A 16,930-nucleotide genomic window follows, 5' to 3' on the forward strand; every position below is an offset into this window, starting at 1 on the left:
ATCCCATCCCCAATTAATCGTTCTGTTTAGTCCCCATACTCCTATTCCGGTTCCTATTGTATAGGCAATGCAACCTACTCCATATATAAAGGCAACTAAAGCAATATAAAAAGCAAACCACCAAAGTTTGCCTGCTTTGGTTTCAATAGGACGCGCAATATCTTCTGTAATGTCATGATAGGATTTATCTCCTAAAATTAACGGTTCGCGAATAGGTGCTTCGTAATGTCCTGACATAGTAACTTTCTTAAATTTTTTATGATTCTTTTCTATTCCTTATTTTGTATTGGTAAAATACATTAGGTTTTGTTCCTACTTCTTCCAACAATACATATTTCCTTTTATCTTTAGCTAGTTTTGCAATTTCTGATGAAGAATCATTAATGTCTCCAAATTTAATTGCTCCACTAGAGCAAGCCAGTGAACAAGCCACCTGAAACTCTCCGTCTTCTACTTTTCTTCCTTGCTTTTTCGCTTCTAGAATTGTAGCTTGGGTCATTTGTATACACAAGGAGCATTTTTCCATAACTCCTCTTGAACGAACAACGACATCTGGATTTAATACCATCCTTCCTAAATCGTTATTCATATTATAATCAAACTTGTCATTAAGTGCATAATTGAACCAATTGAAACGGCGTACTTTATACGGACAGTTATTTGCACAATAACGAGTTCCTACGCATCGATTGTATGCCATATGATTTTGCCCTTGTTTACCGTGTGAAGTTGCCGCTACCGGGCAAACAGTTTCACAAGGAGCATGGTTACAATGTTGACACATTACAGGTTGAAAAATTACATCCGGATTGGTAGGATTGGGTTCGATCAACTCTTTATACATAGGAACTTGATCTAAATCTTCCAAGATTTCTTCTTTTTGCTCAATTCGTTTTTTTGAAGAATAATATCTGTCGATACGTAACCAATACATATCTCTTGACATTCGTATCTCTTCTTTACCAACTACGGGTACATTATTTTCTGCTTGACAAGCAATAATACAAGCTCCACATCCGGTACACGCATTTAAATCAACAGAAAGATTAAAATGTGGACCGTCTGTACTATCATAATCTTTCCATAGATCAACCTTATTCATGGGCATCTCTCCCACATAGGAATCCATCTTTAATGGCTCATTCCATTCTTTGGAATCTACATTTAAGAAAGTATCCAGAGAAATCTCTCTTGCTATTTCATATCTCCCCATCAATGTTCCTTGCATTTGCATAGAAGCAAATTCATGAATACCTTTAACAGGGTTTATAGTTACATTATATTGTACAAAATTTGATTTCAAATATATCGGAAATGCATTGATCCCTGTCTGACCTACTTTTCCTGACTTTGATTGTCCATAGCCTAAAGCTAAACCAATAGAGCCTTTAGCTTGTCCGGGCTGAATAAATACAGGGACATTTTTTATTACTTTTCCATTAACGGCCAAATCTACCAACGAACCATCCAATTGCATTCTTCCATTGATTTCATTTTTTACTCCCAATTGGTTAGCATCTTCCAAGGAAATTGTAATATAATTATCCCATGCTAATCGTGAAATTGGATCAGGTAACTCTTGCAACCAGGGATTATTTGCCTGAGCGCCATCCCCTATTGCTGTTTTTAAATATAGATTTAACTCAAGTTTTCCTGCCTTAATCCCGGATATACTCGAAAGCGCTTGCTCAACATTTCCACCAATTACATCCAATAAAACAGTTTCAGAAGTTTCATTGTAGCCATTATATAATGCTTGATTAAAGCTATACCCCAATTTAGATCCTAATTGGCCTTGCCAATATTGTTTTAAAAAATTATAGTATGCATTGGTTTGTTTTGGCGTTGCTGTCGTAGTTGTATAAGTTGAATTAAATGGAGTAGTTTCCTCTTGACCTGTAACTTTTGCTTTTGTAGCCAAAGAATCAGTTGATTGAGGTGTACCTGCATCTGCATCAAAAGGTCCTGCTGTAACAGCGTTTCTTGGAATTCCTGCATTTTTCCAAACCAACAAGGAATCTTGGAATTGTCGAGTATCAAAAATTCTTTGAATGGTTGGTTGGGATAGTAAATAAATTCCTGTTGCCGGATTTATATCCCCCCAGGATTCTAACCAATGAGGTACCGGTGCAAGGGCTTTAAAGAGGGACGCTGTCTCATTTTCATATTCTGTAAGAGAAACCGTACAATCTACTTTAGCTAATAGATTTTTTAATTTTTCACTATCTGAATATGAATATATCGGATTAGTATTGTAGTTAAGCAATACCCCTACTTGACCATTTGATAGCCAAGAAAGTAATTCCGAAAAGCGTGAATCATTAGATTCTTTAGTTAATAACACTTTATCTTTTCTAACTGCTAATGAGTTAAGTTTTTGATTTATTAAATAGGAAAGAACATAAGCAGATTTATCGCCTTCGGCAAATACTACTGCTTTTGAACCTTTCGCTAGTAATTTTTTAGCTATCTTTTGAGCAGTAGGATCTGTAGAAGTACCCTCTAATGCTCTATAAACTTCTCCTAATAATTTTTGAACTTCTGAAGGCTTTAATGGCAATCTTTCATCAGAACTAGCTCCTGATAAACTTAAATTTGATTCAATTTGTATATGCTTCAGCATATTTTCACCTGGGATTTTTGCTTTTGCATAATCTGCCTCAAAATGCCCTCCGTTCCAATCATTTAGAAAATCTGCAGAAAAGGAAACCAATAATTCTACTTTGGTTAAATCGTATAGAGGTAAAGCTCTTACACCATAAACCTCTTCTGCTGCATCTAATGCCGGAGAATACGAAATTGCATCGTAAATAATATGTTCCGTTCCTGGATATACTGCTGTAAAATCTTCAATTATTTTTTTTGTTGAAGGTGATGGTAAAGATGGAGTTAAAATAACTATTTTTTTACCTGAAGCTTTGGCTGATTGTAAACCTTTATTCACATAATCATCCAAAATTTCCCATTCAACTTCGGAAGAATTTAATTTTGGTGATTTTGCTCTGTTATTATCGTATAACGAAAGTACAGAAGCTTGACTTCTAGCACTGCTTCCTCCAAATAAAGAAGCATTTTTATTACTTTCTATTTTTATAGGTCTTCCTTCTCTTGTTTTAACTAAAACGCTAGCAATGTCAAAACCATTATATAGAGTGGAAGCATAGTAGCTCGGTACTCCCGGGATTATTCCTTCGGGCTTAACAACATAAGGAACCGATTTTATAATTGGAGCTTCACAAGCTGCCAAAGTTACTGCGGCCGTTCCAAAACCTAAGAATTTTAAAAAATCTCTTCTTGATGTTTTTGTAGAAAACATTGCAGTTTCATCTCCTAAAAATTCATCTACGGGGATCTCCTCTGCAAATTCATTTGCTGCTAGTTTTTCTGATAGTGAAGGATCTTGTAATTCTTCTAAACTCCTAAATTTTATTTTATCTTTTGAAGCCATAATGATCTTCCGATGATTTTAATTAATTAATAATGACATTTACCACATTCTAACCCTCCTATTGCATCTACCGTTATTTTGGATTTATCTTCTCCGTATTCTTTTTTAAGCTTTTCATGAAGCTTATTGAAGTAAGCTGCATTATAACCATTATTCATATCAACTTCTGTGGTACGATGACATTCTACGCACCATCCCATTGTAAAATCATTTGCCATTCTTACTACATTCATTGTATCTATGGCACCGTGACAAGCTTTACATACGACATCTATTTGATGGTTTGGATTTTTCTTATTGTAATCGGCAATTATTGTTTTTTCTCCTGCCACTACGTGTTGAGAATGATTAAAATAGACAAAATCAGGCATATTATGTATTCTTTCCCATTTAACCGGTTTTTGATTTCCTGTATATTTTTGATTTTCCTCATCCCAACCTACATGTTCATAAATTTTCTTTATTTCGGCAGTGTAAAATTCTTTGGATTTGCCAGGTTCAATATATTTTCCGGTATATTCACTAATATTTCTATGACAATTCATACATACGCTCAGAGATGGAATTTCAGATACTTTCCCATATTTAGCTCCGGAATGACATAATTGGCAATTTATCTTATTCTCTCCTGCATGAATTTTATGTGAAAAATAAATCGGTTGTTCCGGCTCATATCCTTTATCTACTCCAATTCCCATAAGCCATGCCCAAACACCGTATAAAGACAGAGCTAAAAATAGTGTAATTAAACAGTATAAGGCTCCTTTGTATTTTATATAAAATTGGGAGAAGGTTCTGATTCTTGTAGCCTCAAGCTCGGATAATTCAGAACTTGAAGTTTTTAATTTAACTAATTGGTTTATTTTTAGTAAGGTAAAAATAAGTATCACTCCAAGACAAGCGAAGGATACGAGAATATAATTTATATCATTAGAGTTATTTTTTTGAACAACAACAGGGGCAGCTTCTTCTTTGGGTTCGGGAGGGTTTTCCACATAGGCTAAAATATCATCTATATTTTGCTCGGACAATCTACCTTCAAAGACATCCATAGCTACTTTATCATATTCTTCATAGGTTTTATTAGCTCGCTTATCTCCGCTTTTTCTAAGTGCCTCATTGTTCATAATCCATTTACGAATCCATTCCACATCAACCCCTTCCTCACTTAATGAGCTAACTATTCCTTTAAGAGCAGGTCCTGTAAGTTTACGATCTAAAGCATGACAAGCGGTACAATTGTCTTTGAATAATTTCTCTCCATTCTTTACATCTCCATTTACTTTCTGCGCTATAACAGAAATACTTGTAAAGAGAGTCAGCATACAAACTGCTATAATTTTATTCATAATAATTTATTTCAATTGAATGAAACTTATTTATAATATAATTGTCCCAATAAAAGCGACTTATGCAAAAATAAAAATATGCAACATATTGCCAAATCTTTTTTTTAACATATCTTTCACTTTTTATTAATTTGTAATTATTCTAAATAACACCTTCCTTTATCTTCTTGTTAAACAAGCTATTAAATTGTAACATACCCTTATAAGCATTAAAAAATATTTAAAAGAACATTTTTTGATTATTTTATTTATCTATTTTATCTTATCACAAAACGATCGTATTTATATTATTGATAGACAAAATATTACACTGTAAAGAGCCTTTATAAGCATTAAAAAAATATTTAAAAGGACATTTTTTGATTATTTTATTTACTCATTTTTTCTTGCTAAAAAACGTGTTAATTTAATTCCCATATCTAAAAAAATAATCTTAGCACTTCCATTTCTTTCAATATGAAAAAATGCGCTATTTATCTCTTTTAAAATATCTTCTATATTGCTACCATGCACAAAGCTACTAAAGCTATTCCACTTAAAATTTTCATAGGTTAACGGATTATTTACTAAACTGGGACTGTTATAGTTTTGAAGCAAGGCTTGTCTAAATGTTTCTGCACAAAATTGTAAAAAATTCTTTTGTTTTTCTCTTCCCCATGTTGAAATCTCTAATGACCAATCTACAATTTCTTTTAAAAATTCTGGTTTTTTAGGAGCCATAACTGCTGCTCGGTTCCATCGAATAAAATATTTTTCAAACTCTTCTTGTAAAGTGCTATTTTTAATTAATTTACAAGCAATATTCCAATCTCCCTCTGCTCTTTTTGCTATTGTTTCAGACATTTCTTGCTCTATAGAAAATTTTAATCGTAAATTTACTTCTATATCTTTATTATCAATTGGATTTACCGTTATTCGTTGACATCTTGACAATATCGTAGGTAAAATTTTTTTATCATCTTCAGCAAGTAAGATAAATAAAGTTTTAGCAGGTGGCTCTTCTAAAATTTTAAGTAATTTATTGGCTGATTCAACTCGCATAGTTTCCACCATCCAAATAATTTGTACTTTATAACCACCTTCAAAGCTTTTCAAATTTAATCTATCAATTATATTCTCAATTTCTTTTACAGAAATTATACCCTGTTTTTTGTCTTCATTGAGATATTCATACCATTGATTAATATCTCTGTAGGAATCTTCAAGCAAAAATTCTCTATATCGCTTTATGTAATCGGAACTTATTGCTTCTTTCTTTTCAACGGAATTATTAATTGTCGGAAAAGACAAATGTAAATCCGGGTGTTGTAATTGATGGGTTTGTAGTAAACATTTTTCAGATTTTTTGCATATAACTTCAGAAGCATAGGCTAAAGCCAAGGGTAAAACACCAAAACCCGTTTTTCCTATAAAAAGTTGTGCATGGCTAATCCTATCTTCTTGTATTGAATTTTGTAATTGTTTTTTTAAATTATCCTGACCAATTATTTCATCCCATTTCATAAAAACAAAGATAAATCAACTTTTCTAAAATATTTCGTTTAATCTACTCATTTACTATTTATATAAAATATATTATTTAAATTAATAGGACTTTTATATATTATTTTTTCATTTTTATTAAATTGATTAACTCGTAATTATTTTAATACTTATCAAATTTTTTTAGCTTAAAGAATTTTGATAAAAAGATTAGTTATAACTTAACTTTAAATACTATCTATGAATCACGTTGTCAGTTTTTATTTACGAAAATTGTTTATAAATTATTCATATTCATCAACATTAATGAACAATTATTGCATGAATAGTTTTAATTAGATACTAAAAAATTGTTTATAAAAAAGATAGGTCTACCTTATAATTTTGCATATTTTTGAAACTAATATGGAGCAACTTGAATCTAAATACAATAATTTTTCTAAATCCAACAAAATCATCAACTTAGAAAAAGGAAAATTACCTCCTCAAGCTATTGATTTAGAAGAAGCCGTACTTGGTGCCATGATGATCGATAAAAAAGGGCTAGATGAAATTATTGATATTTTATCTCCTGAAGTTTTTTATAAAAGAGAGCACCAACTCATTTATGAGGCTATAGAAGATCTGTTTAAACAAACGGATCCTATAGATATTCTTACTATTTCTAATAAGTTACGTTCTCAAGGAAATCTAGATGCTGCAGGTGGCGATTTTTATTTAATACAACTTTCGAACAAAATCTCATCTTCCGCTCATATAGAATATCATTCTCGTATTATTCTTGAGAAATACATACTTAGAAAACTTATAGAAATTTCATCTAATATGATTGAAAAGTCTTATGACGAGACTTCTGATGTTTTTGATTTACTTGATTATTCTGAAAGTCAACTATATGAAATTACCAACGGAACCCTAAAACGCACCTTTAATGAGGCTAAAAACTTGGTATCAAATGCTTTAAAAAAAATAAAATCATTAGAATCCAAACAAGGTATGAGTGGTATTCCTTCCGGTTTTAAGCATGTTGATAAAATAACGGCAGGATGGCAACCTTCGGATCTTATTATAATTGCTGCCAGGCCCGGTATGGGTAAAACTGCTTTTATTCTATCCATGGCCAGAAATATTGCTATTGGTGCGGAAACTCCTATAGGCGTATTTTCATTGGAAATGTCTGCAGAACAGTTGATGATGCGTATGATATCCAGTGAGACCGGAATAGAATCTGAAAAGCTTAGAAAAGCAAATTTATCGGAATTGGAATGGCAACAACTCTATTCCCGAGTTAATAAGCTTGAAAATGCGCCCATATTTATAGATGATTCTCCGGGTATTTCTGTTTTCGACTTAAGAGCTAAAGCCCGTAGACTTGTTTCGCAACATGGAGTAAAAATGATAATGATTGACTATCTTCAATTAATGTCAGCCGGCGGAAAAGGAATTGGAAACAGGGAACAAGAGATTGCAACAATTTCTCGTTCTTTAAAAGCGATTGCTAAAGAGCTGGAAATACCTGTTATTGCCTTATCCCAGTTATCTCGTTCCGTTGAAACTCGAGGAGGAAGTAAAAAGCCCTTACTTTCAGATTTAAGGGAATCAGGAGCTATAGAACAGGATGCTGATATCGTTACCTTTATTTACAGACCTGAATATTATAAACTGGATACCTGGGAAGACGGAACTCCTTGTGCGGGACAAGCAGAATTTATTATTGCTAAGCATAGAAATGGAGCTTTGGAAGATGTTCGATTGCGATTTACTAGCTCACAGGCTAAATTTTCTGATATTGATGAGGATTATTTTTCTGTACAAGAAAGTGTAAGCTCAACAACTTTTGAAAGTAAAATTAATGATGAGACTTCCTTTGATAGTGCTATAAATATACCTTCTATTAATCCTAGTAGTTCTTTTGGTATTGATGATAATATTGATGATCCAGATGCCGATATGCCTTTTTAAAGCATTTTAATATTTATTTATAATTATAAAATCATCAACACTTTAGTAACTTAGATTTTACAAATAAATTTTTATTAATACAATCCAGTATTTATAAATAAAAAAACACCTAACTAAAAATAGTAGGTGTTTTTTATGATAACGAAAATATTATTAAATTTATTTTTTTACAGTATCCACAACAGCTTTGAAAGCTTCCGGATGATTCATAGCTAAATCTGCTAGGACTTTTCTATTTAAATCTATATTTTTTTCTTTTAATAATCCTATAAATTTAGAATAAGAAAGACCATATTGTCTGGTACCTGCATTAATTCTCTGTATCCATAAAGCTCTGAAATTTCTTTTCTTTTGCTTTCTGCCTACATAGGCATATTGTAATCCTTTTTCAACAGCATTTTTTGCTACTGTCCAAACATTTTTTCTTCTTCCGTAATAACCTTTTGCTAATTTTAGGACTCTTTTCCTGCGTGCTCTTGACGCTACTGAATTGACTGATCTTGGCATACTTTTTTGTTTTTTTGAAGTGGGTGGAAGAGTTTATCTTCTCTTATATTGACCCATTCCAGGGTTAAACTTTTAAATGATTTTAAAAAACCAGAATATCATATGATATTCTCTTATTTGATTAATAATTGTCTTTTAACGCTTTTTTCATCTGCAATATCTACTAAGGTAGAATGCGTTAGATTACGTTTACGTTTTGTGCTTTTTTTAGTCAAAATGTGACTTTTGAATGCATGTTTTCTTTTAATTTTCCCAGATCCGGTAATTGAAAAACGCTTTTTAGCACCTGATTTTGTTTTTAATTTTGGCATTTTTTTATTTTTTACCTCGTTATCAATTTTACAAAATTATATATTTTTCAAAAAATAAACAAATCATTTAGGGTATGAGAAACTTTTAATCACCCATAATAGTACTGCTTACATATGTAAGTTAAGATCTATGAAATAAAAAAATATGGGATAAAATTATTTTCAATTTCACATTCTATCTAATAGATAAGAATAAAATAAAGAACTCTTTTAATACATATTTACTATAGTTAAGTAAAAAATTTGATGTCTTTTATTATCTAATTCTTATCTTATTTTTTTGGGGACATCATCATAATCATTCTCTTACCTTCCAACTTGGGCATTTGTTCTACTTTCCCCCATTCTTCTAACTCTTGTGCTAATCTTAATAATAGAATTTGTCCTTGATCTTTAAAAACAATGGATCGTCCTTTAAAGAAAACATAAGCTTTAAGCTTTGAACCTTCTTCCAAAAATTTTTGCGCATGTTTCTTTTTAAATTCGAAATCGTGCTCATCGGTTTGCGGACCAAATCTAATTTCTTTAACAACTACCTTTGTTTGCTTAGATTTGAGTTCTTTTTGCTTCTTTTTTTGTTCGTAAAGGAATTTTTTATAATCAACTACTCTACAAACCGGTGGATTTGCACTTTCTGTGATCATTACCAAATCCAACTCTAAATCTTCAGCAATGGCTAATGCTTCTTTTATAGGATAAATTCCTTGATTAACATTATCACCTACTAAACGAACTTCCGGAACATCAATTTTTCCATTAATCTTATGTTCTGGCTCTTGTTTCTTTGGGATATATTTCCCTCTCGAATTATTTCTATTAAGTGCTATGGTATTAAAATTTTATTGATTATTTGTTGCTTTTTTCATCATCGTTACTACTTCTTCTAAAGAAAAAGTACCTAAATCTCCTTCTCCGCGTTTACGAACTGACACGGTATCGGTTGCTGCTTCTTTCTCTCCCACTACAAACATATAAGGAATCTTATTGATCTCTGCATCACGTATCTTTTTACCTGTCTTTTCGTTACGATCGTCTATCCGTCCGCAAATATCCGAATTTTCCATTAAATCCAAAACTTTTTTTGCATAATCTGCATACTTTTCACTAATAGGAAGTATAATGAATGGTTCGGGGCTTAGCCAAAGCGGTAAATCTCCAGCAGTGTGCTCAAGTAAAATAGCCACGAAACGTTCTAATGACCCAAAAGGTGCTCTGTGTATCATTACTGGACGATGTTTTTCATTATCCGACCCTATATAGTGAAGATCAAAACGCTCCGGCAAATTATAATCCACCTGTATGGTTCCTAACTGCCAGCTTCGGCCCAAAGCGTCTTTTACCATAAAGTCTAATTTTGGACCATAAAAAGCAGCCTCCCCATATTCGATGACGGTTGGTAAACCTTTTTTTTCAGCAGCCTGCTTGATAGCATTTTCAGCTTTTTCCCAATTTTCATCACTTCCTATATATTTTTCCTTGTTTTCTCTATCTCGTAAGGAAACCTGAGCGGTAAAATCATCAAATCCTAAAGATTTAAATGTATATAATACTAAATCTATTACTTTTTCAAACTCTCCGATTAGCTGATCAGGTGTACAGAAAATATGTGCATCATCCTGAGTAAAGCCTCTAACACGAGTCAAGCCATGTAATTCTCCACTTTGTTCGTATCTGTATACGGTTCCGAATTCTGCAAATCTTTTGGGTAAATCTTTATAAGACCATGGAGAGGAACGATAAATTTCGCAATGATGCGGACAATTCATCGGCTTTAATAAAAATTCTTCTCCTTCGTTAGGAGTTTTTATAGGTTGGAAGCTATCTGCTCCGTATTTTTCATAATGTCCGCTGGTTACATATAAATCTTTATGTCCTATATGCGGAGTGGCTACAATTTCATAGCCTGCTTTTTGTTGCGCTGCTCCTAAAAAGTTAATTAATTTCTGTCTTAATTTAGCTCCTTTGGGCAACCATAAAGGTAATCCTGCTCCTACTTTTTCGGAAAAAGTAAATAATTGCAGTTCTTTCCCTAATTTTCTGTGATCACGTTTCTTAGCTTCTTCAATTCTTTCCAAGTATTCGGTCAGTTCTTTTTGTTTAGGAAATGAAATTCCATATACCCGAACTAATTGTTTGTTTTTTTCATCACCTCTCCAATAAGCTCCGGCTGCATTTAAAACTTTTACTGCTTTTACAATTCCTGTCGAAGGAATATGTCCCCCTCTACATAAATCGGTAAAATTATCGTGAGTTACAAAAGTAATGGATCCGTCTTCCAGATTTTCAATTAATTCTGTTTTGAACGGATTATCTTTATATGCCTCTAAGGCTTCTTTTTTAGATACGGAACGGATATTGAACGTTGAATTTTTCTTGGCATTTTCCAACATCTTCTTTTCTATTTTCTCAAAATCCTTTTCTGAGAAAGTTTCATCGCCAAAATCTACATCATAATAAAATCCATTCTCTATCGCCGGACCTATGGTTAATTTAGCATTAGGATAGTAATCTAATATTGCTTGAGCCAATAGGTGGGCGGAAGAATGCCAGAATGCTTTTTTACCTAAATTGTCATTCCATGTTAATAATTGAACCGTTGCATCTGCGGTTATTGGATCGGCAACTTCTACTTGCTTACCATTTACTAATGCAGAAATCGTATTTCTAGCCAAGCCATCTGAAATGCTTCTAGCTACATCCAACGGTGTTACGGAATTTTGAAATTCTTTCACACTTCCATCAGGAAGGGTAATTTTTATCATTCTTCTAAAATTTTAGGGTACAAATTTACGAAAGTTTTATAAATGAAATTATTGGGCTTTTTAAAATATTCTAAAATAATTTTTTATTTTTTATAATCCAATGAGTTTTATCTTCTTATTAATACAACAATCTTATTTATTTGAGTCAAATAACTTTTTTGAAAAACATTTGAATTTATAAAATAGTATTGATAAGATAGAGAGAATATTGTATGTTAATATGGCTAGTAATTTTAATTAAAATGATTTTACCCACTGACTGTATTTCTAAATACCTCAGCGTGAATCAACTTAATCAAATCTTCCGGATTAATCTGTATTTGCAATCCTCTTTGTCCGGCACTGATATAGATTGATTTGAAGTGTAAGCAAGATTCTTCGATGTATGTAGGAAATAATTTTTTCATACCTATCGGGGAACATGCTCCTCTTATGTATCCCGTCAAATTTAACAATGATTTCATCGGAATTAAATCGCATTTTTTATTTTTTGAAATGATAGCCATCTGCTTTAACTCTATATCTTCATCGCCAGGAACAACGCAGACAAAGTATCCGGTTTTATCTCCTTGAAGAACCAAGGTCTTAAATACTTGCTTTATGTTCTCCCCTAAGATTTCAGCAACATGTACTGCACTTAAATCATTTTCATCAACTTCATAGGATATTAAAGTATAATTGATTTTATGTAAATCTAATATCCTGGCCGCATTGGTTTTGTGTATTTTATTTTTGCTCATTTAAGACTTTTTCAGATATCTTGACCTTACTTTATAAAAATCAATGTTATTTTTGTTGTCTTATCGATCAAATTCGAGAGCCCTACCTCTTACTTCTTTTATTTCGCCATCCGTATAGGCTAATTCACCGTTTAAGAATGTTTTTTCAATAGTTGAGCTAAGAGTTACATTTTCCAAAGGAGACCAACCACATTTATATCGAAGATTCTTTTGAGTTATCGTATAAGGTTTATTAGGATTAATCAATACCAAATCCGCATAATATCCTTTACGTATATATCCTCTTTTATTAATTTGATAAAGCTGCGCCGGAGCATGACACATTTTCTCAACCACTTTTTCTTTGGTAATTTTTTTTTGTTTTACTAATTGTAGCATCATTTGGAGAGAATGTTGCACTAAGGGGCCACCAGAGGCTGCTTGTAAGCATCCTCCTTCTTTTTCGCTCCATAAATGCGGTGCATGATCTGTGGCTATTACATCGAGCTTATTTTCAACAACTGCTTTAATCAATGAATCTCGATCTTGTTTCTTTTTTACCGCAGGGTTCCATTTAATTTTTGATCCTAGTTTTTCATAATCTTCATCCGTAAACCATAAATGATGCACACAAGCTTCACCGGTGACTTTTTTTTCTGATAATGGTTTATTTTCAAACAGACTTAATTCTTTTTCTGTAGAAATATGCAATACATGAAGCCTCGTTCCGTATTTATGCGCCAATTCAATCGCTTCGGATGAGGATTGATAACAAGCTTCTACGCTTCTTATCAATGGATGGTAAGGAATGGGAATATACTCTCCTAACAATTTTTTATAATATTCTATATTTTTCCTTATAATTTCTTCTTTTTCACAATGTACTGCAACTAGCATATTGGTCTCAGAAAATATGGCTTCTAAAGCTTTTTTGTTATCAACTAACATATTTCCTGTAGAAGAGCCCATAAATATTTTTATTCCACATACATTCCTGGAATCAACTTTCAAAAGCTCAGCATTATTATCATTGGTTGCACCCAGATAAAAAGAATAGTTAGCATAAGACTTTTGGGAGGCCAGAGCAAACTTATTTTCTAATGCTTCAATAGTAATGGTTTGCGGGTTTGTATTTGGCATTTCCATATAAGAAGTTACTCCTCCGGCTATAGCGGCTCTACTTTCACTTCGTATATCTCCTTTATGAGTTAATCCAGGTTCTCTAAAATGAACCTGATCATCAATCACACCTGGTAACAACCACAACTCTTCAGCATTTATTCGTGTCGATTGATTACGAATTTCTTCAGGAACTTCTCCAGTATATATTTCGGAAATGATATCATTTTTCAGTAAGACTGATCCTACCATTGATTGTCCTTCATTTATAATTGTGGCATTTTCAATAAGTATCATTTTTTGATTTGATTTAAATTAATGGCCTGCTGTTTTTGAAAATAAGTTTATTATAAGTACTCCTATGATAATGAATATAATACCAATAATTGCTGGAATATCCAATTTTTGTTTGTATAAAAAATAGCCTGAAAGGCTAATTAAAATAATACCTATTCCGGACCATATCGCATACGCTATACCGATGGGTATATTTCGTATTGCTTTGGTTAAGCTGTATAAAGCAGCAATAAATAAGGTAAAAAAAATCAGGGTAGGCTTCCATTTAGTGAATTCTTTTGTCATTGGCAACAGAGATGTGCCTGCAGTTTCCAAACATATCGCTATAAATAGATAAATATAGGATTTCATATTAAAATAATTCTGATTGATCCCCTAAAATTTTCATTTTCCCCAGATGTTTATAGGCTTTTTCTGTTGCTTCTCTTCCTCTTGGAGTACGCATAAGATAACCTTCCTGAATTAAAAAAGGCTCATATACTTCTTCAAGTGTTCCCGGATTCTCTCCAACTGCTGTTGCTATAGTTGTTAAACCTACGGGACCTCCTTTAAATTTTTCTATAATGGTGCTTAAAATTTTATTATCCATTTCATCCAATCCGTGCTTATCTACCTTTAATGCTTCCAAACCTATTTCCGATATATTGACATCAATCTTTCCATTACCCTTAATTTGCGCAAAATCGCGAATTCTTCTTAATAAAGCATTGGCAATACGCGGAGTACCTCTGCTTCGGGAGGCTATCTCAATGGCTGCCTGATTTTCAATCGGCATGTTCATAATGCGTGAGCTCCTTTCCACAATGGTACTTAATAGTTCCGTGTGGTAATATTCAAATCTAAAATTAATTCCAAAACGCGCTCTAAGAGGTGCAGTTAATAAGCCGGAACGTGTTGTTGCTCCAATTAATGTAAATGGATTTAGATTTATTTGGACTGATCGTGCATTAGGGCCACTTTCAATCATTATATCAATTTTATAATCTTCCATCGCTGAATACAAATATTCTTCCACTATAGGTGAAAGTCTGTGAATTTCATCGATAAACAAAACATCATTTTCTTCTAGCCCCGTCAATAGACCGGCAAGATCTCCGGGTTTATCCAAAACGGGTCCTGATGTAATTTTAATTCCTACATTTAATTCATTGGCAATTATGTTAGCCAATGTTGTCTTTCCCAGACCGGGTGGGCCATGCAATAAGACATGATCTAGAGATTCTCCTCTTAGCTTAGCTGCCTTTACGAATATTTCAAGATTATCCATAATATGGGCCTGTCCTACAAATTCATTAAAACTCTTGGGACGTACCTGTTCCTCCTGGTCAATTTCCTCTTTCGAATATTTATCCTTATCCGGATCCAATAAATCTGACATTTTGTAAATTTAAAACATCTGGAGAAATTTAAAAAGTAAACAACATTAAATTATTCTTCTTTATTATTTAAATAAAAACTATCTCTTACTCTATAAATTCAACTTTATTTTTACCAATACTATCCAATAAAGAATTACTTATAAGTTTTTATTTGTATATCTTTTAAACATAAAAATAAACAAAAAAAATTTTATTTTATCCATTTTTATTAATGAAGAATCAATTAATTACTTCGATATTTTATATTCAACTTATCTATATTATTATTAATACTTTTACTTGGAATTTTGAAAACTGCTGGATATAAAAGTGCACTTATAATACTTGTAGTTACCCTATTGATTGATCTATTCGAAATTCATTTATCGATAACAGATACCGCTACATCTCTAATATAAAGATTTATAAAAGCCATCTCTTCTATACTTTTTATAACTCTATTCTATATTTATTTATAATTCAGATATTTACTAAAAAAAAATAAAGGTTTTTTAAGGGAAATTTATATCAAATGATATTATTAGCTTTGGGATTTGGTTGATTATTGAATGGAATAGGAAGATTTGAAGCAGCGTTTGCCGTTCCTATAACAATTATAATGTCTGGGATTTAAACCGGTTTTCTTTGCAGTTGTAAGTTTTATTTCTAATAGTGTAGCCACTGGATTTTGAGCTGTTGATATCTTGGAAATTATTTTAGCTAGATAGGTGAGTATGCGAGAAAAAATTCAATCTACCAATACGAATATTACCATTTAATTAACTGTTTTAATGCTCATTACCTCTTTTAATTTAGTAAATTTAAATGATGTTATTCGTAAAAATATAATGTTTTATTTATGTACGGGAATCATACTGCTTTTGGTACAATATTTTTCTGATTTATATATCGATTGAAACTCCTACCATTTAAGGAAGTTTAGCTTCTATTATCATATTAGGAAAATTTTTTAGCTAAAATCTACCTGATTGAAATTCAAATAATTAATTTTCCCACTTTTATTCACTTTTATTCGTAGAGTGTATACCGCATTATATTATTGCTATATTATACTAACCAATCCTTTACTTCCGATTAAAGTTCTTTTAAAAGTAAACCTACCATTATTTCAAATAACTATCAATTTTAATATTCAAGACATTAAAAAATCAATAGAAATTTATTGGTTAACAGATACGGGAGGATTATCCTTCAAAATATAAAAAAATTATTTCTCATAGATTAGATAAGTCTATAATAAATGTAGAGGGAATAGTTTATCATAATAAAATGCAAGAGTTTATAGACAGTTCATGTTTTGTAGGTGGAAAAGCAATTTTATTTGAAAACAATAAAGATATTATCTCTTATAAAAAATTATATCCTGAAACTAAGAAAATAGGCTCTACTCTATAAGAAATTAGAATTTCCACTTTTAATCATGATGGTATTTATTACACTCAACGGATTTAGGTATTTGTAAAGGCTGATTTAGGGGTGACTGAAAACGGATGCGTTTTGATTGATCAAAATGTCGTTCACAAAAAACCTTATTTTATTAGTAAATATTTGGTTGTTATTTTAGACATGAATAAGTTAGTTAATAAGAGGCATAA

The 16,930-nt window shown here is 31.9% G+C and carries 13 protein-coding genes and 1 pseudogene; 2 read left to right on the plus strand and 12 right to left on the minus strand.

Annotated elements, in window-relative coordinates; genetic code table 11:
• From M3Z80_RS05570 to M3Z80_RS05585, 4 genes and pseudogenes are all read right to left on the minus strand, one after another.
• Nucleotides 1-237, minus strand: a pseudogene (locus M3Z80_RS05570) (NrfD/PsrC family molybdoenzyme membrane anchor subunit); the annotation flags it as partial.
• Nucleotides 238-256: 19 nt separating this feature from the next.
• Complete coding sequence (locus tag M3Z80_RS05575) at nucleotides 257-3,448, minus strand: TAT-variant-translocated molybdopterin oxidoreductase (RefSeq protein ID WP_293918349.1); 3,192 nt, start codon at nucleotides 3,446-3,448, stop codon at nucleotides 257-259.
• A 26-nt stretch (nucleotides 3,449-3,474) separates the two neighbouring features.
• On the minus strand, nucleotides 3,475-4,797 hold the full coding sequence (locus tag M3Z80_RS05580) for a c-type cytochrome (protein WP_293918351.1): 1,323 nt from the start codon (nucleotides 4,795-4,797) through the stop codon (nucleotides 3,475-3,477).
• A gap of 372 nt (nucleotides 4,798-5,169) precedes the next feature.
• Nucleotides 5,170-6,300, minus strand: coding sequence for a DNA polymerase III subunit (locus M3Z80_RS05585; protein WP_293918353.1), 1,131 nt, complete (start codon nucleotides 6,298-6,300; stop codon nucleotides 5,170-5,172).
• A gap of 384 nt (nucleotides 6,301-6,684) precedes the next feature.
• On the opposite strand from M3Z80_RS05585, the gene dnaB reads away from it, so the two are divergent.
• Nucleotides 6,685-8,241 (plus strand): replicative DNA helicase, encoded by a 1,557-nt coding sequence (dnaB, locus tag M3Z80_RS05590; RefSeq protein ID WP_293918355.1) that lies wholly within the window; start codon nucleotides 6,685-6,687, stop codon nucleotides 8,239-8,241.
• A 159-nt stretch (nucleotides 8,242-8,400) separates the two neighbouring features.
• Here the strand turns inward: dnaB and rplT are convergent, their stop codons facing one another.
• The 8 genes from rplT to ruvB all read right to left on the minus strand — a co-directional run bounded on the left by rplT (nucleotide 8,401) and on the right by ruvB (nucleotide 15,334).
• Nucleotides 8,401-8,748 (minus strand): 50S ribosomal protein L20, encoded by a 348-nt coding sequence (gene rplT, locus M3Z80_RS05595; protein WP_293918357.1) that lies wholly within the window; start codon nucleotides 8,746-8,748, stop codon nucleotides 8,401-8,403.
• A gap of 113 nt (nucleotides 8,749-8,861) precedes the next feature.
• The gene (gene rpmI, locus M3Z80_RS05600) at nucleotides 8,862-9,059 is read right to left on the minus strand and encodes a 50S ribosomal protein L35 (protein WP_293918359.1); all 198 of its coding nucleotides are present in this window, start codon (nucleotides 9,057-9,059) and stop codon (nucleotides 8,862-8,864) included.
• 272 nt (nucleotides 9,060-9,331) lie between these two features.
• Entirely contained in the window at nucleotides 9,332-9,850 is a 519-nt protein-coding gene (infC, locus tag M3Z80_RS05605; RefSeq protein WP_293918373.1) for a translation initiation factor IF-3, read from the minus strand.
• A gap of 48 nt (nucleotides 9,851-9,898) precedes the next feature.
• Nucleotides 9,899-11,821, minus strand: a complete 1,923-nt coding sequence (gene thrS / locus M3Z80_RS05610) for a threonine--tRNA ligase (RefSeq protein ID WP_293918361.1) — start codon at nucleotides 11,819-11,821, stop codon at nucleotides 9,899-9,901.
• 248 nt (nucleotides 11,822-12,069) lie between these two features.
• Nucleotides 12,070-12,561, minus strand: coding sequence for a Cys-tRNA(Pro) deacylase (ybaK, locus tag M3Z80_RS05615; RefSeq protein ID WP_293918363.1), 492 nt, complete (start codon nucleotides 12,559-12,561; stop codon nucleotides 12,070-12,072).
• A 60-nt stretch (nucleotides 12,562-12,621) separates the two neighbouring features.
• Nucleotides 12,622-13,956 (minus strand): dihydroorotase, encoded by a 1,335-nt coding sequence (locus M3Z80_RS05620; RefSeq protein ID WP_293918365.1) that lies wholly within the window; start codon nucleotides 13,954-13,956, stop codon nucleotides 12,622-12,624.
• Nucleotides 13,957-13,974: 18 nt separating this feature from the next.
• Entirely contained in the window at nucleotides 13,975-14,307 is a 333-nt protein-coding gene (locus M3Z80_RS05625; protein WP_293918367.1) for a DMT family transporter, read from the minus strand.
• Nucleotide 14,308: 1 nt separating this feature from the next.
• A complete protein-coding gene (gene ruvB / locus M3Z80_RS05630; RefSeq protein ID WP_293918369.1) occupies nucleotides 14,309-15,334 on the minus strand; it encodes a Holliday junction branch migration DNA helicase RuvB in 1,026 nt (341 codons plus the stop codon).
• Nucleotides 15,335-16,604: 1,270 nt separating this feature from the next.
• Between ruvB and M3Z80_RS05635 the strand changes: the two genes are divergently transcribed.
• Nucleotides 16,605-16,730, plus strand: coding sequence for a hypothetical protein (locus M3Z80_RS05635; protein ID WP_293918371.1), 126 nt, complete (start codon nucleotides 16,605-16,607; stop codon nucleotides 16,728-16,730).
• Nucleotides 16,731-16,930 lie beyond the last annotated feature (200 nt).

Origin of the sequence: Apibacter sp. (genome assembly GCF_025291155.1) — a bacterium.
In the GTDB taxonomy this organism is placed as follows: domain Bacteria; phylum Bacteroidota; class Bacteroidia; order Flavobacteriales; family Weeksellaceae; genus Apibacter.

Bases quoted from the DNA above. Each gene is read 5' to 3' on its own strand.
- ybaK (WP_293918363.1), bottom strand. From the start codon at position 12,561: ATGAGCAAAAATAAAATACACAAAACCAATGCGGCCAGGATATTAGAT.
- M3Z80_RS05625 (WP_293918367.1), bottom strand. From the start codon at position 14,307: ATGAAATCCTATATTTATCTATTTATAGCGATATGTTTGGAAACTGCA.
- rpmI (WP_293918359.1), bottom strand. From the start codon at position 9,059: ATGCCAAAATTAAAAACAAAATCAGGTGCTAAAAAGCGTTTTTCAATT.
- M3Z80_RS05585 (WP_293918353.1), bottom strand. From the start codon at position 6,300: ATGAAATGGGATGAAATAATTGGTCAGGATAATTTAAAAAAACAATTA.
- M3Z80_RS05575 (WP_293918349.1), bottom strand. From the start codon at position 3,448: ATGGCTTCAAAAGATAAAATAAAATTTAGGAGTTTAGAAGAATTACAA.
- M3Z80_RS05620 (WP_293918365.1), bottom strand. From the start codon at position 13,956: ATGATACTTATTGAAAATGCCACAATTATAAATGAAGGACAATCAATG.
- rplT (WP_293918357.1), bottom strand. From the start codon at position 8,748: ATGCCAAGATCAGTCAATTCAGTAGCGTCAAGAGCACGCAGGAAAAGA.
- thrS (WP_293918361.1), bottom strand. From the start codon at position 11,821: ATGATAAAAATTACCCTTCCTGATGGAAGTGTGAAAGAATTTCAAAAT.
- ruvB (WP_293918369.1), bottom strand. From the start codon at position 15,334: ATGTCAGATTTATTGGATCCGGATAAGGATAAATATTCGAAAGAGGAA.
- M3Z80_RS05635 (WP_293918371.1), top strand. From the start codon at position 16,605: ATGCAAGAGTTTATAGACAGTTCATGTTTTGTAGGTGGAAAAGCAATT.
- M3Z80_RS05580 (WP_293918351.1), bottom strand. From the start codon at position 4,797: ATGAATAAAATTATAGCAGTTTGTATGCTGACTCTCTTTACAAGTATT.
- dnaB (WP_293918355.1), top strand. From the start codon at position 6,685: ATGGAGCAACTTGAATCTAAATACAATAATTTTTCTAAATCCAACAAA.